Source organism: Psychrobacter sp. TPE 89C (assembly GCF_055522395.1).
Map to the genome: position 1 here is coordinate 1 of NZ_JBVFXW010000033.1, position 23,492 is coordinate 23,492.

24 protein-coding genes are annotated in these 23,492 nt (G+C 43.6%); 13 read left to right on the forward strand and 11 right to left on the reverse strand.

Features of this window, described 5'->3' with window-relative positions; all coding sequences use genetic code 11:
• The first annotated feature begins 302 nt into the window (after positions 1-302).
• From potA to ACZW67_RS10335, 5 genes are all read left to right on the forward strand, one after another.
• Positions 303-1,556, forward strand: coding sequence for a spermidine/putrescine ABC transporter ATP-binding protein PotA (potA, locus tag ACZW67_RS10315; protein ID WP_465183176.1), 1,254 nt, complete (start codon positions 303-305; stop codon positions 1,554-1,556).
• Positions 1,556-2,434, forward strand: coding sequence for a spermidine/putrescine ABC transporter permease PotB (gene potB, locus ACZW67_RS10320; RefSeq protein WP_194196035.1), 879 nt, complete (start codon positions 1,556-1,558; stop codon positions 2,432-2,434). Before potA ends, potB begins: the two co-directional genes overlap by 1 nt.
• The gene (gene potC / locus ACZW67_RS10325) at positions 2,434-3,222 is read left to right on the forward strand and encodes a spermidine/putrescine ABC transporter permease PotC (RefSeq protein WP_201582447.1); all 789 of its coding nucleotides are present in this window, start codon (positions 2,434-2,436) and stop codon (positions 3,220-3,222) included. The genes potB and potC overlap by 1 nt, the downstream gene beginning before the upstream one ends.
• A gap of 137 nt (positions 3,223-3,359) precedes the next feature.
• Positions 3,360-4,250 (forward strand): LysR family transcriptional regulator, encoded by an 891-nt coding sequence (locus ACZW67_RS10330; RefSeq protein WP_465183177.1) that lies wholly within the window; start codon positions 3,360-3,362, stop codon positions 4,248-4,250.
• Positions 4,251-4,542: 292 nt separating this feature from the next.
• Entirely contained in the window at positions 4,543-5,109 is a 567-nt protein-coding gene (locus ACZW67_RS10335) for a cysteine hydrolase family protein (protein ID WP_465183178.1), read from the forward strand.
• 156 nt (positions 5,110-5,265) lie between these two features.
• On the opposite strand, the gene ACZW67_RS10340 is transcribed toward ACZW67_RS10335, so the two are convergent.
• From ACZW67_RS10340 to ACZW67_RS10355, 4 genes are all read right to left on the reverse strand, one after another.
• Positions 5,266-5,637 (reverse strand): CrcB family protein, encoded by a 372-nt coding sequence (locus tag ACZW67_RS10340; protein WP_465183179.1) that lies wholly within the window; start codon positions 5,635-5,637, stop codon positions 5,266-5,268.
• Between the two features lie 80 nt (positions 5,638-5,717).
• Entirely contained in the window at positions 5,718-6,776 is a 1,059-nt protein-coding gene (gene tsaD / locus ACZW67_RS10345) for a tRNA (adenosine(37)-N6)-threonylcarbamoyltransferase complex transferase subunit TsaD (protein ID WP_465183180.1), read from the reverse strand.
• A gap of 140 nt (positions 6,777-6,916) precedes the next feature.
• Positions 6,917-7,450, reverse strand: coding sequence for a c-type cytochrome (locus tag ACZW67_RS10350; RefSeq protein WP_465183181.1), 534 nt, complete (start codon positions 7,448-7,450; stop codon positions 6,917-6,919).
• A 196-nt stretch (positions 7,451-7,646) separates the two neighbouring features.
• Complete coding sequence (locus tag ACZW67_RS10355; RefSeq protein WP_465183182.1) at positions 7,647-8,006, reverse strand: hypothetical protein; 360 nt, start codon at positions 8,004-8,006, stop codon at positions 7,647-7,649.
• A 409-nt stretch (positions 8,007-8,415) separates the two neighbouring features.
• Between ACZW67_RS10355 and rpsU the strand changes: the two genes are divergently transcribed.
• Both rpsU and ACZW67_RS10365 read left to right on the forward strand, forming a co-directional pair.
• Positions 8,416-8,631, forward strand: coding sequence for a 30S ribosomal protein S21 (rpsU, locus tag ACZW67_RS10360; RefSeq protein WP_110921885.1), 216 nt, complete (start codon positions 8,416-8,418; stop codon positions 8,629-8,631).
• Positions 8,632-8,774: 143 nt separating this feature from the next.
• On the forward strand, positions 8,775-9,224 hold the full coding sequence (locus tag ACZW67_RS10365; RefSeq protein WP_197099733.1) for a GatB/YqeY domain-containing protein: 450 nt from the start codon (positions 8,775-8,777) through the stop codon (positions 9,222-9,224).
• Positions 9,225-9,278: 54 nt separating this feature from the next.
• On the opposite strand, the gene ACZW67_RS10370 is transcribed toward ACZW67_RS10365, so the two are convergent.
• Positions 9,279-10,994: a M48 family metallopeptidase gene (locus ACZW67_RS10370; protein WP_465183183.1), complete on the reverse strand. Its 1,716-nt coding sequence runs from the start codon at positions 10,992-10,994 to the stop codon at positions 9,279-9,281.
• A gap of 347 nt (positions 10,995-11,341) precedes the next feature.
• Between ACZW67_RS10370 and ACZW67_RS10375 the strand changes: the two genes are divergently transcribed.
• The 4 genes from ACZW67_RS10375 to thiS all read left to right on the forward strand — a co-directional run bounded on the left by ACZW67_RS10375 (position 11,342) and on the right by thiS (position 13,596).
• A complete protein-coding gene (locus tag ACZW67_RS10375) occupies positions 11,342-11,800 on the forward strand; it encodes a sulfurtransferase TusA family protein (protein WP_465183184.1) in 459 nt (152 codons plus the stop codon).
• 241 nt (positions 11,801-12,041) lie between these two features.
• Entirely contained in the window at positions 12,042-12,905 is an 864-nt protein-coding gene (gene rpoH, locus ACZW67_RS10380) for an RNA polymerase sigma factor RpoH (RefSeq protein ID WP_197099889.1), read from the forward strand.
• A 46-nt stretch (positions 12,906-12,951) separates the two neighbouring features.
• Positions 12,952-13,323 (forward strand): DUF423 domain-containing protein, encoded by a 372-nt coding sequence (locus tag ACZW67_RS10385; RefSeq protein WP_465183185.1) that lies wholly within the window; start codon positions 12,952-12,954, stop codon positions 13,321-13,323.
• Between the two features lie 72 nt (positions 13,324-13,395).
• The gene (gene thiS / locus ACZW67_RS10390; RefSeq protein ID WP_465183186.1) at positions 13,396-13,596 is read left to right on the forward strand and encodes a sulfur carrier protein ThiS; all 201 of its coding nucleotides are present in this window, start codon (positions 13,396-13,398) and stop codon (positions 13,594-13,596) included.
• Between the two features lie 348 nt (positions 13,597-13,944).
• Here the strand turns inward: thiS and hpf are convergent, their stop codons facing one another.
• On the reverse strand, positions 13,945-14,325 hold the full coding sequence (gene hpf, locus ACZW67_RS10395) for a ribosome hibernation-promoting factor, HPF/YfiA family (RefSeq protein ID WP_465183187.1): 381 nt from the start codon (positions 14,323-14,325) through the stop codon (positions 13,945-13,947).
• Between the two features lie 372 nt (positions 14,326-14,697).
• A complete protein-coding gene (rpoN, locus tag ACZW67_RS10400; protein WP_465183188.1) occupies positions 14,698-16,362 on the reverse strand; it encodes an RNA polymerase factor sigma-54 in 1,665 nt (554 codons plus the stop codon).
• A gap of 315 nt (positions 16,363-16,677) precedes the next feature.
• Here rpoN and ACZW67_RS10405 point away from each other — a divergent pair, with 315 nt between their 5' ends.
• Positions 16,678-17,574, forward strand: a complete 897-nt coding sequence (locus ACZW67_RS10405; protein WP_465183189.1) for a nitrilase-related carbon-nitrogen hydrolase — start codon at positions 16,678-16,680, stop codon at positions 17,572-17,574.
• A 35-nt stretch (positions 17,575-17,609) separates the two neighbouring features.
• Here ACZW67_RS10405 and ACZW67_RS10410 read toward each other — a convergent pair whose 3' ends face one another.
• The 4 genes from ACZW67_RS10410 to lptM all read right to left on the reverse strand — a co-directional run bounded on the left by ACZW67_RS10410 (position 17,610) and on the right by lptM (position 21,611).
• On the reverse strand, positions 17,610-18,653 hold the full coding sequence (locus ACZW67_RS10410) for a tyrosine recombinase XerC (RefSeq protein ID WP_465183190.1): 1,044 nt from the start codon (positions 18,651-18,653) through the stop codon (positions 17,610-17,612).
• 47 nt (positions 18,654-18,700) lie between these two features.
• Entirely contained in the window at positions 18,701-19,588 is an 888-nt protein-coding gene (dapF, locus tag ACZW67_RS10415) for a diaminopimelate epimerase (protein WP_110921895.1), read from the reverse strand.
• A gap of 329 nt (positions 19,589-19,917) precedes the next feature.
• A complete protein-coding gene (gene lysA, locus ACZW67_RS10420; protein WP_465183191.1) occupies positions 19,918-21,249 on the reverse strand; it encodes a diaminopimelate decarboxylase in 1,332 nt (443 codons plus the stop codon).
• Positions 21,250-21,311: 62 nt separating this feature from the next.
• A complete protein-coding gene (gene lptM / locus ACZW67_RS10425) occupies positions 21,312-21,611 on the reverse strand; it encodes an LPS translocon maturation chaperone LptM (protein WP_465183192.1) in 300 nt (99 codons plus the stop codon).
• 645 nt (positions 21,612-22,256) lie between these two features.
• On the opposite strand from lptM, the gene ACZW67_RS10430 reads away from it, so the two are divergent.
• Positions 22,257-23,486, forward strand: coding sequence for an acetate/propionate family kinase (locus ACZW67_RS10430; protein WP_197215705.1), 1,230 nt, complete (start codon positions 22,257-22,259; stop codon positions 23,484-23,486).
• Positions 23,487-23,492 lie beyond the last annotated feature (6 nt).

Consider the following 23,492-nt stretch of genomic DNA (forward strand, 5'->3'; position numbering starts at 1 on the left):
AGAAGCTAGAAGCTAGAAGCTAGAAGCTAGAAGCTAGAAGCTAGAAGCTAGAAGCTAGAAGCTAGAAGCTAGAAGCTAGAAGCTAGAAGCTAGAAGCTAGAAATAAAAGTTCCTCGATATCACCACTGTGTCACTCACGTAACTTATGACGAACTTGCACTAATTTATATCAAGGGTTTGTTATAATACGTGGCAACCAGACTAAGTCTATCCCCATAGCTTACACCCACACCAAATGACTTTGACCACAGTATCCTAAATGAATGGCCATACTGCGATGTTAGATGCTTAGGAAAAATATTATGACCATCCCGCTGCCCAATACGCACAAAACCTCTGCATCACCTCATGATGACAAGGTGCTGCTGCAACTGACTGGTCTAAAAAAAACCTACGATCAAACTGAAGTATTAAAAGACATCAACCTCGACATTCAGCATGGTGAATTTTTGACACTGCTTGGCCCTTCAGGCTGCGGTAAGACAACCTTGCTACGCTTGATTGCAGGCTTTGAGCAGCCAAACGCTGGTGCCATTCATTTAGATGGCGTGCAGATGGCAGGGTTGCCTGCGGATAAGCGTCCGGTCAATACGGTATTTCAGCAGTATGCATTGTTTCCTCATATGACCGTCGCCCAAAACGTGGCTTATGGTCTTAAGCTCAAAAAAGTACCGAAAGATGAGATTAAGACACGTGTACGCGAAATGCTCGCGATGGTACAGCTAGAGCATTTAGCCAACCGTAAACCACAAGATTTATCGGGTGGTCAACAGCAGCGTGTTGCCATTGCACGCGCCGTGATTAATCGTCCTAAACTGCTGTTACTCGATGAGCCATTATCCGCGCTCGATCACAAACTGCGTCTGCAGATGCAATCTGAGCTTAAGCGGCTACAACGTGAGCTGGGTATCACTTTTGTCTTTGTCACCCACGATCAAGAAGAAGCGCTATCGATGTCAGATCGTATCGCAGTGATGAAAGACGGCACCTTTCAGCAAATCGGCACGCCTATCGAGATTTATGAAACGCCTACCAACTTGTTCACAGCCAAGTTCATCGGTGAGACCAATCTATTTAAAGCAGAAGTAAAAGGTGTCTATCCCAATCAGCCAGATCGTGATGGTAAAGTCACCAACGGACGTATCGAGGTAGAAGTTTGCGAGGCACAAGCTCAAGACGGCCCGACCAGTTTGCGTAATTTACGTCGGCCTAATTTTGCCAATGATGTTCAAGTCGGCGACATCGTAAACTTACTCCTGCGCCCAGAAGACTTAAGAGTTTACGATCCACAAGATGATGAGCATGTTGGACTGTTTGGCCGAGTGATTGAAAGTAACTATAAAGGCAGCACGCTCGACTCGATTATTGAGTTAGCAAACGGCCATATTATTAAAGCCTCTGAATTTTTTGACGAAGATGACCCAAGTTTTGATTATAAGCTGAATGAGGCTGTCAAAGTCTCATGGGTAGACGGCTGGGAATGGGTATTGCCAGAAGACTCTACTGAGCCAAATAAAGGTGGAGACCATACAAGCGTACAAAAGGATGTCAGTTAATGGCAGGTCACAGCTTAGGCAGCAAAAGTCCTTTTCGCACCGCAACGCTATGGCTCATTTGGGGTTGGTTACTGATATTCGCGCTACTGCCAAATATCTTGGTCATCGCGGTCAGTTTTTTGACCCGCGATAGCAGTGCTTTTATCAGCTTACCCGTCAGCATCGATAGCTATGCACGCATGATTGATCCGCTCTATTTTGGCGTATTTATCCATTCGTTATGGATGGCAGGCATCACGACTATCATTTGCTTATTACTTGGCTACCCTTTTGCATGGCTTATATCTAGAGCAAAAACCCGTTGGCAACCACTGCTGATGATGCTATTAATACTACCGTTTTGGACCAACTCTCTGGTGCGTACGTATGCACTCAAGTTGCTGTTTGCCAATAATGGTTTAATCAATAAATCACTGCTTGCGATAGGTGTTATCGATACCCCTATCGATATCCTATATACGCAAGGTGCAGTGATAGCTGGTCTGACGTATTTACTATTTCCATTTATGGTATTGCCGTTATATGCCGTGTTTACTGACTTGCGTCAGGACATGCTCTTGGCATCACAAGATTTGGGTGCATCCAAGACACAGACTTTTTGGCATATCGTACTACCATTGACGACACCGGGCATCATCTCAGGAGTGCTCTTAGTCTTACTGCCAGCGATGGGGATGTTCTATGTCGCCGACATCTTGGGTGGTTCGCGCAACCTATTGGTCGGAAATATCATCAAAAACCAGTTTCTGGATGCGCGCGATTGGCCATTTGGCGCTGCGGCCAGCGTATTATTGACCCTCGCTATGGCCGTGCTGTTATTGGCTTATCGCGCCAGTAGCCGACGCATTGGCAAAACTGATTTCAGTGAGGTAGCCTAATGTCTCATTCGCGTACAACGAAAATTGGCAGTATCGCAGCCAAAGGCTACCTCAGTCTGATTTATGCCCTGCTATACCTACCCATCATTGTGTTAGTAGTGATGTCATTTAACAAATCAAAAATTGGCTATAACTGGGGCGGCTTTAGCCTAAAATGGTATGAATCACTATTTAATAACCAAGCAATGCTAGATGCATTTTGGCATTCTATCGTATTAGGATTGGTCGCTGCGACCGTTTCAACATTGATAGGTACGCTCACCGCTTTGGCACTACACCGTTATAATTTCCGTGGTAAAGGTTTGCTAAATGGGCTTCTGTTCGTATTGATGATGTCGCCTGAAATTGTATTGGCCATCTCATTACTAGCGCTATTCTTATTAATTGGTCTGCAATTAGGATTTGTCTCGCTGTTACTAGCACACATTACCTTTTGTCTACCGTTTGTGGTCATCACTGTCTTTGCACGATTAAGTAGTTTAGATGAGAAATTGATGGAAGCGGCACGTGATTTGGGTGCCAACGAATCCACCATGGTGCGCACGGTACTAATTCCAGTTATATTGCCCGCTGTCATGGCAGGTTGGTTGCTCGCCTTTACCTTATCGCTAGACGATGTGGTGGTTTCAACGTTTGTCACTGGTCCAAGCTATGAGATTTTACCGTTACGAATTTATTCTATGGTACGAGTAGGACTCAAACCAGAAGTCAACGCTATCGGTACATTGCTACTGGCTGCTTCTTTAATATTGGTTATCATCTCGCAGCTGCTACTACGCCGGCGCTAGTTTGCTGTTGCCAATCTGGTATCGCTAGTTTGGCACTGCTTATTATTGACACTGCTTATTAATAGCAAGCTTTGAATGAAAGTCAGTGCTATATCTATTATAATGAATTTTTCTCACCTTCGCGGTTAGGTTACCTTATGCTAGAGCTCCGTCACCTCAACACCCTAACCGCGCTACGGGCGCATGGTTCACTCGCTGCTGCTGCTGATGAACTGCATGTCACGGCTTCTGCGGTCTCACATCAATTGAAAGAGCTAGAGAACTACTACGATATCAGCTTGGTCAATCGTCGTACGCGCCCGCTCACCTTTACCCCCGCTGGTAAAACAGTACTGGCGTTGGCAGATAGCATCATGCCGCAAGTCACCCGCACTAAATCCAACCTTAAGCGTCTAGCGCATGGTCAAGCGGGCAGACTACGCCTAGCATCAGAGTGTCACAGTTGTTTTGATTGGCTAATGCCGATACTCAATCATTATCGTCGTGAGTGGTCAGATGTCGAGCTAGACTTTGCCACAGGGTTTGAACCTGAGCCGCATCATCTACTCATGGAAGGTGATATTGACTTATTGATTACCACCAGTGATTTACCGATAGACGGTATCAGCTATCAGCCATTGTTTGAGTATGAGAGTCGCTTGGTACTGTCGCCCACGCATGATTTGGCAGCACAAGAATTTATTGAACCCAGTGATTTGACTGAAGAAACCTTGATTGCTTACCCAGTAGAGGCCAAGCGTCTCGATATTATCGCCAACTTTATGACGCCTGCACAGGTGAGCTTTGAGAATGTTCGTACTACAGAGCTGACAGCGATGCTTATTCAGCTAGTCGCTAGTGAGCGCGGAGTTGCTGCATTGCCTGATTGGGTTGTGGCGGAATATGAGAAAAAAGGTTGGGTCGTCTCGCGGAAGTTGGGTGCAGGTGTGCATTGTCAGCTGTATGCAGCGACGCGTAACTCAAGCCAAGACACAGCGTACATGCAAGGGTTTGCGAATTTATTGGAAGGGATAGTGAAGCCGGTTTAATATTCAACTGTCTGCTACGTTTTTGATTATGAAATATCATCCGCTTTTTTACGTTATGACGGGCATTATGGTAAATGATGGTTCCCTAGTGAGGACTTGAATCTTTGGCTGTAGGTTAATACTATCAACGTTTTAACTCACTAAGATGGTTTTGGTGTACTTCATAGTGTACCTGCCTTACATGTTCTATTCGTGATTAGTGCGTTATACAGGCATTGAACGTATTACAGAAACGGGCGTTGTATTAGATTTTTCTTAAACAAAGAATATAAATCGATTTATGAGGAAGGACATGTCTTTAAAAAATAAAAACCCAGCACTATTAGTTATTGATGTACAGAAAGGCTTTGAAGATGAGCTGTACTGGGGAGGGGGACGTAATAATAAGAACGCTGAGAAATTGTGTGGAGAAATTCTAAGTACGTGGCGAAAATATGACTTACCTATTTTTCACATTCAACATAGTTCACAAGAACCAAACTCTAGATTTCACCCTAGTCACTCAGGTTTTGCATTTAGTAACTATACCATCCCAAAAGATGATGAAACTATTGTCACAAAACATGTGAATAGCGCATTTATTGGTACGAACCTAAAGCAATTATTGGAAGAACAAAACATTTCCACGGTAGTAATAATTGGATTAACAACCAATCACTGCATTTCTACAACTACTCGAATGGCAGGTAACTATGGCTATGAGACCTATCTAATTTCGGATGCAACAGCTACCTTTGATAGAATGGGAATTGAGGGTACTAAGTTTGATGCTGAGATTATGCACCAAACTACATTAGCAAGCTTACATAAAGAATTTGCTACAGTTATCAGTGCTAGTGACTTAGAACAGATTTTGTAGAAACTGCCTTTAAAGGTTCATCAAGTTGCTACTAAATCTATACCCTAGTGGAACCACCAAAAAGGCTTCAAAAACCTATTAATAGACCACTTAAAATAGACTGCTATCATGGAACCACTTATAACAGACCATTAAACGATTAATATCTATCAACGGCTACAAGACCAACTTAAAGAAGTAAAATCCTAGCGCGGTTGCCAGTAATGTTAACCCAACATGTAAACCGATAAGCGCCAATCCTGCCAGCAAACGGCCATCATTGATGAAGGTAAAGACCTCCGCGCTAAAAGTACTAAAGGTCGTCAGTCCGCCCAAAAATCCAGTAATGACAAACAGTCTCACGTTGTCAGATAAGCCTGTACCCATCCGTCCGAACCATACTAGCGCTAACCCTATCAGCAGTCCACCCAAGACATTCGCGCCCAATGTACCAAGCGGTATCCAATGATGCAGCGGATTAAAGCGCGCCAGCCACCCTCGCAAACATGCTCCAAATGCGGCGCCCAAACCAATCGCAATCCACTGCATAGCTAATCCTTACTTCAGATAGTGTTCATGAGCATGAACATGGGCACAAACATGGGCATAAGCCCCCATCAATAGCACCTTTATACCGCAGGCAATTCTGTCATCGGCCAACGTGGGACACAGCTAACAGCCAAATCATCTGACTGCCCTGCTTGCAAGCGCTCATAGCCAGCATAAGCAATCATTGCCCCATTATCGGTACACAATGCAGGCGGAGCATAGTGCACCGTTGCATCTATTTTGGCCAGCTCAGCTTCTAACGTCTCGCGCAGATGGGTATTGGCACTGACGCCGCCTGCAATCACTAGGCGGCTCATATCTACTTGCTTGAGTGCTTTAACGCATTTTTTGACCAGTGTATCGACCACCGCATGTTGAAAGCTAGCGGCAATATCAGCACGCACCTGTGGATTACTCTCGGCACTATTTCCTGAACCCCCTGAGTGTGGAGTGTCTTTGATAAGGTTATGCACGGCTGTTTTCATACCGCTAAAGGAAAAGTCCAAACCACGATGTAGCATCGGTCTTGGCAAGCTATACGCGTTTTGATTGCCTGTCTCAGCCAGTTTAGCGATATTGGGACCACCAGGATATGGCAAGCCCAGCATCTTAGCGGCTTTATCAAAGCACTCACCCGCCGCATCGTCTATCGACTCACCCAATATCTCATACTGCCCAACCCCACGTGCAGCAATGAGCAAAGTATGTCCACCAGAAACGAGCAATGACACAAAAGGAAATGCAGGAGGGTTTGCACCCATCAGCGGTGCCAACAAATGGCCTTCCATATGGTGGATGCCAATCGCAGGGATATCTAAGCCATAAGCCAAGCTGCGCCCAAATAATGCACCTGTCATCAATGCACCAATGAGTCCAGGCCCTTTGGTATAGGCAATCGCATCGATCTCGCTTTTTTTCATATCACACTGATCTAACAGCTCATTGAGCAAAGGCACGAGCTTTCGAATATGGTCGCGACTAGCGAGCTCAGGCACCACACCACCGTAGAGAGCATGCAGCTCTATTTGTGAATACAGTACTTGACCAACCAGCCCTTGATTGTCGCTCGAAATCTGCTCACTATCAAAAATCGCTAGACCAGTCTCATCACAAGAGGTCTCTAAACCCAACACTTTCATATGTTTGCCTTTATACTTTTGTCTGCGTGTCATCTTTTGCAGCGTTTTTCGCCTTAGCTTATGTGCGAAAAAACGTGCACAAAAAAACCGCCATTGTCAGTCACAATGACGGTCAGTTTAGCAAATTTCAATGGCCAATATCAGCTAACCGCTGCAATCATGTAATCTACAGCCGCATAAACCTGTGCTTCACTTACTTTATCAGTGACTTGCGCTGGCATTTTATTAAAGCCTTTAGCAGAGTGCATGTGCAGTGTATCTTTGCCTTTAGTAAGGCGCGCTGCCCATGCGGCTTTATCACCATATTTTGGTGCATCGAGCAAACCTGCAGCATGACAAACCTGACAGTTTGATTCATATAGTTTAGCGCCTGCATCCGCGGCCAATACTTCAGGCTCAGCAGCAACTTCTGCTACTGACTCTTCCGTAGTAACAGGCGCCTCAACAGGTTCTAATTCAACCTCTGGTTTAGGCGTAGCAATTTCAGACTCAGTCACTTCAGATTCAGAAACTGGTGTGTCAGCGACCGCTACAGTAGTATCGGTAGATTCATTGGCAGTAGATACCTCTTCTGTACTCGTATCATCACCACTACAAGCACTCAGTGCTAATAATGCGCTAATACCGATAACAGAGAGGGTAAACTTGTTTATGCGCTGTCGTTTATTCATCATGATCACACCTCTATACTATATTTTATATTGGTGGCTGCTGATAAAGCTTATTTCTCACTATAGTCGATGCAATTTAAAAGTAGTACAAGGCAACCAAGTGTAGATGTATATTAAATACTTCAAGCGAGGTTAACGCAGTAATACTTTTATAGTGGAATGGCTATATTAGCAGCCCAAATGACCATTGAATCAATACTTATTCAGCGGCAGCAGCTTCAGGTTCGGCGCTGTCAGTGGTAGCTGCATCAGCATCGGTGCTATCTGCTTCTGCTGTAGTCGCTGTTTCTGCCATAGCAGTATCAGCCGTTCCTTCTTCAGCAGTGGCCGTGCCATCAGCTTCCGTGGCAGCTGCATCAGCCGCAGGCATCGCTGCTGTTTCTGGAAACTTCATGTCTTCAGCTTCCGGTGCATTTTCAATCGCAAGTGCAGCCGCTTCTTCAACGCGATCTACCGCCATTACTTCTTCATGCTCTTCGCCGCCACAAGCGCTAACACCAAAGCTAAAAGCGACGATAAATGCACTGCTTAACGCTGTATTTAATACTGTCTTTTTCATTCAAACATCCTCAATAAAATACACACAAAACGGTTCATAGGCTTACTATAATATGGGAATTATCATAGCATAAACTCCACCTAAACCGTTATAGACAGTAGGGTTTTTTATTTATAATGATGTTCTGTAGCACACTTATATAGTCACTCTTATTTAACTAAAACCATTAATGCTGTCTAATAAACTGACTCTATATCAACAAAAAACCCTGCAACTTAATGATAAATATGGATTAATACAACAAATTCATTGACTTACTTGCTATTTTTTATTAAGATACCTGCCCTTGTGCTCATGTACAAGATTATCCTAGTTTGAGCTGATGTCTGTAATCTTGAGATATTACGACTAAATACTAATACACAGCCAAACTAATGCCTTTATATCTCATCCTAATCGAGGAGTCTTCATGCCTGCAGTTAAGGTTAAAGAAAACGAACCAGTAGATATCGCTATCCGTCGTTTCAAACGTTCATGTGAAAAAGCTGGTGTATTGTCAGACGTACGTAAGCGTGAGTTTTATGAAAAACCAACGCAAGTACGCAAGCGTAAGAAAGCTGCTGCCGTAAAGCGTTATAAAAAGAAATTACAACGCGAAACTATTCGTACTACTCGTATGTACTAATCCATAATACGATTAGTTAAGTACAAGTGCTACATTAACGCCACTGTTATCCATTGATATCAGTGGCGTTTTTTATGCTACAATTTTTATTACTATTGCTCAAAATCTGAATAAATAACTCTTAACGAATAAGGATAATAACAATGAGTCAACTTAAACAGACTTTATTAGACAGCATCAAAGTGTCTATGAAAGCACGTGAGCTTGAGCGCGTCAAAGTATTGCGTAACGTACAAGCAGTCATTAAGCAGATTGAGATTGACCGCCGGATAGAGCTAGATGATGCACAAGTATTAGACGTATTACAAAAGCAGTTGAAACAGCGCCAAGAATCACTCACTATTTTTACAGAAAACAATCGTGATGACTTAGCGACCAAAGAGCAGTTTGAGATTGATATCATCAATGGGTTTATGCCCAAACAAATGAACGATGATGAAGTTGCTGCTTTAGTCAATGCTGAAATCGCTGAGCAAGGTGCAACGTCTATGCGTGATATGGGTAGCGTGATGGGTGTACTAAAGAACAAAACTGCAGGCCGTGCAGATCCAGCCCTCATCTCTAAGATGGTAAAAGACGCCCTACAAGGCTAGCACTTACTATTGATTGGTAGGTCTGTCTGTCTCTCTGTCTGTAAAAATAACCGCCTAAGGCTTAAAGTCTTTGGCGGTTTTTACTGCTTTGAGTTCTGCATTAATATTGGCTAATAGCGGCCGAGCGCTATTGGCTTGGGGTGTACTCTGTAATCGCTCTGTCAGTTGCTTGGCTTGTGTCAGCGATATGAGCGCACTTTCGTAGCGATTACTCCATAGCTGATCTTGACTACGGTAACGTAACGCATTAATGGTGGCAATATTGGCCAGCTGCGGTGATGTCGTTGTTTTTGCCAAATTTTCATTGGCCAATTGTAGACTCTGCCAAGCATAACGATCGCTTGGCTGCTGCTCGGTTAGTGGTTTGAGCAATGCTTGTGCTTGTGTCGGCTGGTTGCTATTGGTGAGTGATTCCGCTAAGTAGAGTCGTAGATCACGACGCTCAGGATAGATGCGCTGCTGGCTTTCTAAAATTTGTGCCGCTTCTGACCACTTACCTTGTTCCGTTAGCATATAGCTGTGAGTAATCGACAATAAAGGCTCTAGTGTTTGACGCTGTGTCGCTGATAATGCATCGATTTCAGCCAGTAGCTTGTTAGCATTTGTAAAACGTTGCTGTTCACTGTACCAGTGCATCAAAGCCAACTTGGCACCGACGCTATTCTTTGCAGCAGTCGTCAATACGGTCTCAGAAGCATGCTTACCAGTAATCTGCACACGCCAATAGAGCAAATCAAACAATGCCTGATGACGTTGCTGCTGGTTTAATGATAATGAAGGATAACTCTGCGCGCGACTTTGTGAATCACTCAAACGCTCATTACTCAATGGATGGGACATAATAAAACTTGGCAAAAACTGGTTTTCAACTTTATTGAGCTGACTTCGTTGATTCATGGTGGCAAAAAACCGTGGCATCGCTCTTGGGTCATAACCCGCTTGGGTCATGATTTGCATCCCTATTCGATCAGCCTCTCGCTCATTACTGCGGCTAAATGCCATGCTACTGTTCATCGTAGCGGTTTGACTACCCATCAAAACGGCTGTCGCCGCATCACCATCGATTGCTGATGCAGCAATTGCTGCTAGCATGCCACCTACTTGCATGAGCAATGCTTTTTTTCGATCATCCACACCGCTTTCATAATGATGCTGGCTAATGTGTGCCACTTCATGCGCTACCACACTGGCAAGCTCGTCCATACTACTGGCAGCCAATATAGTGCCTGTATTTAGACCGATGACACCACCTGGTGCTGCAAAAGCATTGATACTCGGATTATCAATAATCACCAAGCCCATTAATGCTTGCTGCCGTGCTTGAGCATTCAAACGCCATGTCATGTCTTTGAGCGTTTCTTGAATCCAAGGATCATGCTCCATCTTAACGCCACCATTGATATTTCGTAGTGACCATTCGCCTAGTAGCGTATTTTGATACTGCTCAGCGAAGCCCAAGCCTTGACCTCTCAAGTCAGGCAAGTCTAAATCTTCGGAGTTTGTGGATTGCCATGAGTTATAATTGTATTGTGACGTTTGGCTGCTGCTATTACTACTGTTCCACTCACTGCTATTGGCAACCGTTGTGGCCATCAATAATGCTGTTGAAACCCCTAATATAAACATGCTCGATACCGCTATAGACAGAACGCTCTTTTTTCGCTCGCACAACAGCGACACCCGCCCAAACGAAGGTGTAGCGACCACATATTTACTTGAGTGATTCATGGCTGCGCTATCAAGCATCGATTGTCTATTAGAGTGATACAAATGCTTATCCTATGCAGTTAAGTGATGACAACATCTTCTCGACTATACGAGCTTATACATATAAGGTCAATTCTAGTATATATGTGACTACCAATAACTAAGGGGCGTGTCATTATTGCGCAACATGACTGTGTAATTCTAATGAACCGAATGTTGAGTTGATTATATTCAACTCAATTGCACCCTAGCTATTTGCTATAATGGCAGTTACAACAATAGGTTTACGTCGCTATCAAGCACAAGGTATTCAATAAAAAAGTTTTAAAATCAACAATGCTTGAAAGCGAACTATTGATAATACAAATAGTAGTACAAACCACAGTATTGGTATTTATAAGGGTTGTTTTATGTCTGTTGATAGCCAGTCCACCATCATCCATGCGCCTGACTTCATAAACTTATCAGAAAAATTTTCTGGTACTGAGCAACAAAATATCAATAACCTACTGGCATTACTGTCGGTGAACGATATTGATTCAAATAACGAAGTAGATGCAAAGCAATCCTCTATCAATATTATACGTTTCGTCGATGGACGTGGGCTTGCTTGTCCAATGCCGCTTTTGAAAACCAAAGTGGCATTACGCAATGTCGCAGCTGGTGAATCATTGTATGTGGTCGCCACTGATGCCAATTCACAAGCAGATATCGCTGCTTTCTGTCGACAAAGTAAGCAAACGGGCACGACTAATCGACTGCTACTGACCATCAATAGCGTTACCAGTCAACAGGCAACTGATAGCACACCATCACAGCGTTTCGATACAATATATCACTTCATCATTACCAAAACTGATAGCAACTAAGCGTCGCTATCCTTTACAATTACAACTATAAATATTTTTATCTTACTATTTGCGTCACTATTTAATCAAGGTCAAGAATATGGCTAACACTGCTAATGATGCTGCAAAAACGAGTAAAAAAGACGATGCAGCACCTGTAAAAAACGAAGCACGTGATGCAGCATTAAAAGCTGCGGCACAGCGACCACCTTATGATGCGGATGCACTAGGTGATACCAGTACTCGTGATTTGGTACCAGCAATGCCAACGCATCTATCAGCGCCCGGGGTCAATCTGGGTGCGTATATCAATACTGTCCATCAAATTCCAATATTGACGCCAGTACAAGAGCAAGAGCTGGCGCATCGCTATTATGACGAAGGTGATGTTGAGGCGGCACGTCTACTCGTGATGTCACATCTGCGTTTTGTGATTCACATTGCACGCAGCTACTCAGGCTACGGTCTGCCACAAGCCGATTTAATCCAAGAAGGTAATTTAGGACTAATGAAAGCAGTAAAACGCTTTGATCCCAACAAAGGCGTACGCTTGGTATCCTTTGCAGTGCATTGGATTAAAGCGGAGATTCACGAGTTTGTCATTCGCAACTGGCGTATCGTGAAGGTAGCAACCACCAAAGCACACCGCAAACTATTCTTTAATTTACGTAGTCTCAAAAAGACAAACAATCAGCTGACGCTAGAAGAAGCAGATGCGATTGCAAATGACCTAAATGTCACGCGCAAGCAAGTGTTAGAGATGGAGTCACGACTTACGTCCTATGATGCCTCGTTTGAAGCGCAATCGAGTGATGATGACGATGGACGCTATGCACCGCAATTGTTCTTAGAAGATGGTATTGATCCTGCTGAGCAGTTAGAAGAAGCAGACTGGGAAGAAAACAATTCTTCAGCATTAATAGCGGCAATGGGCACACTAGATGATCGCTCACGTGATATCGTTGAGCAACGTTGGCTCTCTGAGCAAAAATCAACCTTGCATGAGTTAGCAGCCGTCTACTCTATCTCAGCAGAACGTGTACGCCAAATCGAAAAAAATGCCATGGACAAAATCCGTGATGCAATGACTATCGATAGTGTCATTTTACCGGATGATATTCAATAGCCGTTATATTTTAGTAGCGACCGCTTTTAAATAATATGAGTGTACCATGGTAAATTGGATAGGTATTGCGGCGATTAATATGGCTATCGCCGTTGCGCTAGGTGCATTCGGTGCGCACGGTCTGAAAAATATAGCCAGCCCTCAGCAACTCGAATGGTGGCATACGGCAACACTGTACTTGCTAGTACATGCGCTCGGCTTACTGCTAGTAGGACTATTGATACGCCTCAAATATATCACTCAAACGACCGCTTGGCTTTTACAGATTGGCATTATAATATTTGCCGGTAGTCTGTATGCAATGACACTTGGCGCACCACTTTGGTTTGGAGCGATTACGCCTATCGGTGGTGTGCTAATGATCGCAGGCTGGTTGTGTCTGGCGCTATCAGCATTTAAGATAAACAATCAAAAATAGAATCAGCAGCAGGTGTAGTGTGATTGATACTTGTGCTGTCCAAAAGAATTTTACATCATTCAGGAGCATACAATGAGCAACGTCAGTGTCAATGGCAAACATCTACAGACCACTCATCAGACGGTACAATTGGTTATTAATGAGCTTGGACTTAGCCAAGGCCGTTATGCCGTAGAAGTCGAAGGTGAGCTTATTCCAAAGAGTGAGTTGAGTCAGCTACGTATCGTTGAGGGCATGAACATCGAAGTAGTACAAGCCGTTGGTGGCGGCTAGTCACTGCACTTTACTTATCGTAGGTTAAATAGACTGAGTGTAATATGCTTAGTTTGTTGAATAGAATCCTGGTTTCATTTGGCTTATAACCAAGCTTTCAAAAAGATTATCAGTAGTTTTGATTAATGAATAGACTTACTGATACTCTTATTTCTTGATATTAGTACTAGAAAAGGCCTCAACGCATGATACGTTTGAGGCCTTTTTCCTTTTTGTGTATTCTGATTTCAGTGCAGTAGAATCAAATATAAATCATATGGCTGTCTATACTATTGGCTATCTATACCATTTATTATTATTTAGTCAGCCAGTACTCATTAAATACGATATCTACCAAACCTCATCGAATTAAACGGCTGGTGCTACATCATCGACTGAAAAGTCTTCGTAACGTTCATCACGTCCAGCACCCTGAGTTTTTTTACGCTCTTGACGGGTTTTGTATTTACGCACTTGTCTATCAAGTTTGTCTGCCATTTCGTTGATGGCTTTATACATATCATCTTCACACGCTTGAACAAACATTTCTTGACCTGAGACTCGCATAATCGCTTCAGCTTTATGGCTTTTTTTACCGCCATCACTAGCACCGCTGTTGTCTAACGATAATATCACTTTAATACTTTGTATCTGATCGAAGTGACGCTCTACTTTCTCAAGCTTTTCACGAACTGCCTTGTCCATAGCTTCAGTAACGCTGATATGGTGACCACTGATAGAAACATTCATATTATTGTCCTTTTGTTTGTACTTACAGTCAACAGATGAGGTAGCATTCCTGCTTTTATCACCCTGCTTTACCAACAATCGCTCTACTATCTTTTATAGCCAGTACATCCAGTAAAATACCGATATATCCTTTCATCATCTCCTGATTGCTATTGTAAATATGCTAAATCGATACTTAGATTGCGTTGTTGGTATGACTCTAATTTGTCATGAAATTAGGATAGTAGCAAGCCATTAAATTGTAATTAAGTGTAACAATAACTGTTGTTTCTATCATGTTTCTATATAATAAAAAAATTTTATTTTTTATATTCTGTCTGAAATATATTGGTCAACATATAAGCGTGCTTATAACTTATTGAATTACATCGTTTAATATTTTTGTTTGCGCTGGGTAGACGATCCAATATTCATTGCTTCGCGGTATTTGGCTACAGTCCTTCTGGCAATATCAATGCCTTCAACCAACAAACTGTCTTTGATACGACTATCTGATAATGGCTTTTTCGGATTCTCATCGGCGATGAGTTGCTTAATCATGGCACTGATAGCGGTTGACGAGACATCACCATCTGTACTACTAACATGAGATGAAAAGAAATGCTTTAGCGAAAACAGTCCTTGTGGTGTCAGAATGGTTTTGCTGGTGGTCAGACGTGAAACGGTCGATTCATGCAAATCCACTTCTTCTGCGATGACCTTTAAGATAAGTGGTTGCATGGCAGTCGCACCATGTTGTAGGAACTCTTGCTGATAACGCACGATACTGGTGGCGACTTTTAATAGGTTCTGATTACGCTCTTCGATACTACGAATAAACAAGCGCGCATCCGTAAGGTTTTCACGCAGATATTGATTGTCAGGGCTATCATCACCCCGTTTGACTAAATTGGCATACTCTTGATTGACTCTTAGCTTCGGCAGCGTGTCAGGATTGAGCCGTACCTGCCAGCCATCCTCTTGCGCATCTGTCCCTGCAGTGGTATTACTACTGTGGCGACGGACAGGCGTGACCAGCACATCAGGAATGTCGTAACTGTCTGGCTCCCGTGCGTAGTCTGGTTGACTACTATGGAATAATAAGCCTGGTGAAGGGTTTAAGCTGCGTAGTAGATTTAATGCAGGGGTGATCTTCTCAGCTGCAAGTCCTGTCTGCTCGGTCAGTGCTTTGATATTATTGCTGACTAAGTATTCGCTGGCAGATAGAAGTGCTTGTGCTTCTTTTAGAGACTCCGTATTACTATCAAGTTTGGACAGCTGAATCGCTAGACATTCACTGAGGTTCCGTGCCCCAACACCCAGTGGATCGCAAGATTGAATAATACGTAAGACAGCCATTACCTCATCTTGCTCGACAGACTCATCCCATTGATAGAAACTCGCCATGGTCTCAAAGCTTTGTAGCAACTCATCGATATCAAGCCGAACAAAACCCATATCATCCATAGAGTCCATCAGATAAGTAGCGATCAACATATCTGCTTCTGATAAATGTTTAAAGTTTAGCTGCCAACGTACATGATCTTGAATAGTGGCAGAGGTGCCACCTTGGTAACTATCAAAGTCATCGTCACCTTTGCTTCCTGAACTGCTAGCCGCCGATGCATAGTTGCTGCTATCCGCACTATTATCAAAGCTACTATAGTCGTCACTATCCATCGTATGATTGTCTATAGCACCATCATCGATATTGGCTTGCTGCAATTTATCAAAGCTATCACTAAGTTCATTATCATAGTCAGAGGTAGTCGTGTTGCTGTCAGATTTGGCAGTAAATGACTCAGTGCCAGTACTTTGATTCCAGCTATCCAATGTGAGTGAGTCGCTCAGCTCGTCTGTGATATCGTCGCCGCCATGCTCGTATTCATCGTCATCATCTTCGATACGTTCAAGCAGTGGATTGTTATCCAGCTTGATCTGAACCTCTTGCGCGAGCTCAAGACTAGAGAGCTGCAGCAATTTAATGGCTTGCTGCATCTGCGGTGTCAGTTTCTGTGAGGTGCTTAGCGTGGTCGCCAATCCGAACGACATACTCATGGGCGGCTTATTACACTCCGGTAGTGATAATATTCTACAAATATTTTTGGTCAAACCAGTGGTTTAACGTTATTAGGACATGACGATAGCATTTTTTGACGCAATTTTGCTATGATAATTTACACTCTGACCAGATACAGTTGTTACGCTTTTCTCATTAAAGCCTATAAATATTAGCATTTCAGCATTAACTGCTAAATAATTAATATCAAAAATTTGCTTACCATCATATGATTCTTATAAGAAAAGTCATGAGATACGCGACTGCAAAATAGCCAAATCGAATTAACCTAAAAAACAACTGAGACCGCAACTATGAATAGTACACAGAATAATCAATTGACCACTGCTGCCATTCAAATGAATAGCCAACAGAATATTGAGCGAAACTTAGCTGATATAAAAACTGCGATTATTGATGCAAGTGCGCAAGGGGCTCAGCTTGTCGTATTACCAGAGAACTGCTGTAGCATGGGCGAGCAGTTTGCTACTGCAGAGCGCTTTGACGATCTATCAGCGACGATAGCAGACTATGCCAGTACTTATGGTGTCTACGTACTAGCAGGCTCGCTACCCTGCCCTTATCGACCTGACGGCATTGTGGTCCCTGATGGCAGACTACGCCAAGTCAGTCAGTTGTTTGCACCTGATGGCTCGCGAGTGGCACGTTATGACAAAATTCATCTGTTCACAGCGACTGTGGCGGATAAGCACGGCAGCTATAATGAAGCAGCCACTTTTGAGCCAGGAACGCAAACTGTAGTTGCTCCCCTCGAAGCAAATGATACGGTCTATCAATTGGGCATGATGGTTTGCTTTGATTTGCGCTTCCCTGCATTGGCACAGCGTCTACGTCAAGCAGGTGCAGACCTATTAAGTGCCCCGTCAGCATTTACCTATCTAACAGGGCAAGCCCATTGGTCGCTGTTGCTACAGGCACGTGCGTTGGACAGCCAGTGTATGGTCATTGGGGCGGCACAAGGTGGCGATCATACTTACAAGAATGGTGATATACGTCAGACGTGGGGACACACGGCGATTACCGCTTATGATGGTACAGTTATCAACCATTACGATGATAGTGTATTGAATGAAGCCACTGATCCAGAAGACAGCAAGCACTACGCTATGGTATTGGCATCATTAGATCAGCAAGCCCAACAGCAAGGACGCCAAAAAATGCCTATTTTTGACTGTCATCGTTTAGCATAAAGTATGATTAAGGTGTGTTGAATATTCGACACACCTTATTTCTGATTTGAGTCATCGTCGCGTTGAGCATGAGTTGCGCGCGGGTGGGCACGATCATAGACTTGAGTCAATTTGGCAAAATCGACATGGGTATAAATTTGCGTGGTACTGATATCACTATGACCCAACATTTCTTGTACGGCGCGCAAGTCACCGCTACCTGACAGCATGTGTGATGCAAAGCAATGCCTCAATAAATGTGGATACATATTTTGCGAGATACCAGCACGAGTAGCAGCAACTTTTAGACGTTGCTGCACTGCCCGTGTTGATAAGCGTGTACCCAACTTCTCACTGATAAACAATGCCGTATCCATTTGCTCTACCCACAGATTACGATGCGGTAGATAGCGCGTAATCGCTTCTGCTGCTTTTACCCCTAACGGTACTAAACGTGTTTTATTGCCTTTACCCGTTACACGTACACGTAAGTCTGCTAGGTCTACATCCACCATATCCAACGCGACCAGCTCACCCACACGCAAGCCACTACTGTAGAGCAACTCAAACATAGCTTTGTCCCGTAACCATAAGCGCGCTTGCTCAGGCGTATCAGGAATCTCTTGGTCAAGCAATTGAGTAAGCAAATCTACATCTGCGATAGACGGTAATGGTCTAGGACTACGCTTAAGCTGATAGCCAGTAGTAGGATTAATGCGTGCTAGCCCTTCTTCAATGAGCCATCCATAAAAATGACGAATCGCTGACAGCTCTTGCTGGACGCTAGCAAGTGCAAGCTTGTCTTCATCGATGCGCTGACCGATATGCTGGGCTAATTGACGTTTATCACAACGCGTCCATGTCAGCCGTTTACCACGTAAAAATAGCGCCAGTTGGTTCAAACCAGCAAAATAAGCCGTTAGGGTATGCGGCGAGTGGTTACGTACCGATAAAGTATTTAACCAACGATGCACTGGTGCTAGCAGCTCACGTAACGCTGTGTCCGACTCTATAGTGGCTGCCAGTGTGTCTGACAGCCAAGCTGCTGATTGTACTTCTGAACCCGATGCTGGCTCTATCTGACTTTTTTTATTGGACATAGCCCTATTAGAGATGACCATAGCATTTATCCATTCGCCATCCGAGCTTAGCCTTCAGAATTAGGCTTGATACCCGCTTGCGCCATTAGTCCATCTGGGCTAAACACGCCTTCATAAACAAAGGCCGTTGGACCTGTCATCATGACTGAATAACCCGGCTGCCATTTAATAATCATACTGCCGCCATACAGCTGCGCGCGCACTTCTTCGCCTTCATCCAACCAGCCTTCACGTATGCCAACCGCCACTGCAGCACATGCACCCGTACCACAGGCTTGAGTCTCACCGACACCGCGCTCAAATACTCTTAGACGAATATGACGTTGATTCATCACCTGCATAAAGCCGACATTGACGCGATCTGGAAACGCAGGATGCGATTCGATGGCTTTACCCAAGGTTTCAACCTCAGCATCGAGCACATTATCGACTTTGATGACTGCATGTGGATTGCCCATATTGGCAACATAAAGCTGTACCGGTGTTCCATTAACATCTAAATGATAGGCGTTTTGGATTTTAGTAGTCGCTCTTGGGCTAAATGGAATCTCGTCCGGCTCAAATTTGGGTTTGCCCATATCGACTTCTACCCAGCCATAGCGGTCTGTGGTTAGAGTAATAATCCCACTCGCCGTCTCAACACGTAGACGCTGTTTAAATGACAGTTTGCGTGCCTGTACAAAACGAGCGAAACAGCGTGCACCGTTACCACACTGCTCGACTTCTGTACCATCGGTATTAAAAATACGATAGCTAAAGTCGACATCCGGACGCATAGGTGGCTCAACCACTAGCAACTGGTCAAACCCGATACCCAAATGACGATCACCCAATAACTGTACCAAATCCTTGGTTAATTCTAAGCGCTGAGTCACCAAATCGATGACCATAAAATCATTGCCCAGACCATGCATCTTAGTAAATTCTATTAGCATACCCTTGATATCCTATCCTATTTTTATGTATGGCTTATCTTAGCACGCTGTCAGATACAATCATAATAATACCAATCCCAAAAAATATGATTAGCGATGTCAAATTGGTTTATTCTACGGTGATTAGTACTTGCACTCATTTTCCTTGCTACTCTAATTTTTGTGAATGGTGTTGCTTTCTACTAAAGGCATGCCTTCAATTAAGAGACAGCTTTAATTAAAAAACACCTTCCTCAAAATCCAGTCATAAAAAAACCCATTGTCATTATCACAATGGGTTCTCTTCAATCATTAAATACGGCGATAGTTCTGGCTCGTCTTTAATAGCCTTACTGCGCCTGCCACAATGTTTCATTTTCATATAATGATTCAATGGTTTCGCGCGGACGAATCAATTGATGATGGTTATCAGACACCATCACTTCGCTAGCACGTGGACGCGAATTATAGTTGCTACTCATAGTAAAGCCATAAGCGCCAGCACCAGTGATGGCCAATGTATCTCCTGCTTCCAATGCTAACAAGCGACCTTTTGCTAAGAAATCTCCGGTCTCACAAATCGCACCAACGATATCCCACGGTTGCGTACCATCCGTATCGATACCTTTGCTCGGTAACACGCTTGGAATCACTGCCATTTCTGCTTGATACAGTGCAGGACGAATCAAGTCATTCATGGCAGCATCGACGATAGCGAAGTTTTTGTGTTCGGTAGGCTTTAACACGTCGACACGTGTTAATAGTACGCCAGCATTGGCAACGATACTGCGGCCCGGCTCAAAGAATACCGTTAATCCAAGCTCGCTTAGTTTTGGTAATAATGCAGCAGCAAACTCGTCCATAGACACAGGTGTCTCATCGATATAACGCACCCCTAAGCCACCACCCAAATCCATATGACGCAGCTCAATACCTTTTTCACGAAGGGTATGTATCAACTCAATTACTTTGTCTAATGCAGCAACGAATGGCTCTACTTCTGTCAATTGCGAGCCAATATGACAATCAATACCGACGATATCGATATGCGATAACGCGGCAGCTTGCTCATAGACAGCGACAGCGTCTTCGTGCGTGATACCGAACTTATTATCTTTTAAACCGGTTGAGATATAAGGATGAGTTTTGGCATCGACGTTGGGATTGACTCGTAGAGATATCGGTGCTGATTTATCGAGTTGCTGTGCCACTTCATTGATTAAAGCCAGCTCGCTAATAGACTCGACGTTAAAGCAGCCAATACCTTGGGTAAGTGCATACTCGATATCACCATAAGTTTTGCCAACACCTGAGAATACAACGCGTGCAGCATCGCCACCTGCCGCCAATACTCGCATCAACTCACCACGTGAGACAATATCAAACCCTGCACCTGCTTGAGCCAAAACACCGAGCACCGCAAGATTAGAGTTAGCTTTAACGGCATAGCAAACCTGATGTTTTAGACTGGCAAAGCTATCGGTATAAGCCTGATAAACATCCAATATCGCCTGCTTTGAATAGACATAACATGGCGTATCATAGCAATCGACCAACTCAGTTATACTGACCTGCTCCATATGTAAAGCATCGTTGCGATAATTCAGCGCAGGCAAATGAGCAGTTAAGGCTTCAGGGTTGATATATAGCCCTTGTTCTGTTTGGGTCGTTACTGTAGTCATTGTGGTTATGTCTCTCGTCAAATCAGGTAAATTTATTCGAAATTATTGATGCTCTTAAACGATTAATAATCGTTAGAATCTTCGTTCACGTCTGATAATACTTGCTCTAAATAGCGAGCGCTCTGTTCATCATTACTTACCGATGCTGCATTGTTTGACTCTCCAGCATTAGACAGCATCTCTGACCCTGCCGCCTTTGAGCTGTTGGAATCGGCTAGATAGAGGTCGCCCTTTTGCCCGCAGCCCGTTAACCCTAACATGACCGCACTACCGATAATCAATGCAGAAACAGCACGGCGACTGGCGTTAATAGATAAATGAGAATTGCACTCAGTGTTTGAAACACGGCGTATAGTAAGCATAGGGCAAATAACCTTGCAGCAGTGTGAATATGATTGAAAACAGGACGTTTACGACTGAAATATACAAAATATTATAATCTATGTAAGCATAGCATTGTATCAGTAAAGCAGTAAGCCTCTTGAGGGTGATTGACCAATAATTTTGCTAACTTTATGATTTATAAATACGTCTTATGGCGATAATAATTGATACGTATTATTTGGTAAATTGTGAGAAATCGACATAATTTATATGGCAATTGTTATGTGTGAAACACGGTTTTATGGTGCAAAACACGGCTAAACACATTTTGAAAAACTTTCTTACAATTTTTATTGCGGGCAATCTTGCCTTTTATAGCACTTACTATTTGATGGCTATATTCGGTGCACAGGTGTAACAATGCTTGACGATGTTCAATCTTAAACCTTATAGTTACTGTGGTATAAGATACTAATTGTGTTACATTATACTCCGAAAATATCGCTTTGATGGATTGCTAGAAGCAACCAAACAAAGTGACGAGTAGGGATTTATTGGTAGATCTGTAAGCGTGATATCGCTTATTTCATTTTTATGAAAGGTCTGCTGATTTTTGTTTGTTCGGCGGAAATTAATCCGCTATGATTCACCCCTTGTCAAAAAACATAATCTAAGGATAGAGCATGAGCGATAGCACCCCCATCTTTAATGATCGTAATACCGGCAGATCAAAACTTATCAACCCTACTTTGGTTCTCAACTGTGGTTCATCTTCTATCAAATATGCGCTAATCAGCGAAGACGAATCCACTCGTATTACCGGTCTTGCCGAAAACTTGGGGCTTGATACCGCTCGTATTAAACATACTACTTTAAACGGCGAAAAACTTGAGATTACCATTCCTGGTGGTCGTCATGAGTTAGCGCTTCAAAAAATCCTAGCACTACTTGAGCAATATCATTTTGTCGCTGTAGGACATCGTGTGGTTCACGGCGGTCGTGAGTACTCAAAAGCCGTCCGTGTTGACCAACATGTACTTGATGAAGTAAAACGCTTAAAAATCCTAGCACCTCTACACAACCCTGCAAACGCCTTGGGTATTGAAGCGGTTGAAGCCATTTATCCTGACATCCCACAAGTGGTCGTTTTTGATACTGCATTTCACCAAACGATGCCGCCAGTTGCCTATCGCTATCCAATTCCAAAAGCACTATACGAAGAAGAAAAAATCCGTCGTTACGGATTCCATGGTACCTCACATGCTTATGTCTCAGAGCGTGCCAGCGAAATTACAGATGCTAAAGGTCCACATGGTTGGCTGACCGCTCATCTAGGCAATGGTTGCTCAGCGACTGCCGTCTATAACGGTGAAAGCTTGGATACCAGTATGGGTCTGACGCCGCTTGAAGGCTTGATGATGGGTACGCGTAGTGGTGACGTCGATCCTAGCTTGCACATTCATCTCAAGCGTAAACTGGGTATGAGCCTAGAAGAAATCGATACCATGCTTAATAGTGAAAGTGGCTTATTGGGTATCTCAGGTCTGTCGAATGATTTGCGTACGATCGAGCAAGCAGCGAATGAAGGCCATAAAGACGCTCAACTCGCCATCGAAATGTTCTGCTATCGTGTTGGTAAATACCTAGCCAGCCTAAGCTGTGCGCTACCTGACTTTACTGGTATCGTCTTTACTGGTGGTATTGGTGAAAACTCAGCAACCACACGTGCTCGCATCTTAGACGTTATGCGCCACTTCGGTATCAAGTTTGATGCTGAAAAGAATAATGATTTAGTCGGCGGTGCAGAAGGCAGCTTCCAAGATGAAGGTAGTAGCATCGAGCTATGGGTTGTCCCAACTGATGAAGAATGCCAAATCGCTAAAGAAACCCGCCAAGCATTAGGTCTAAAATAGAAAATA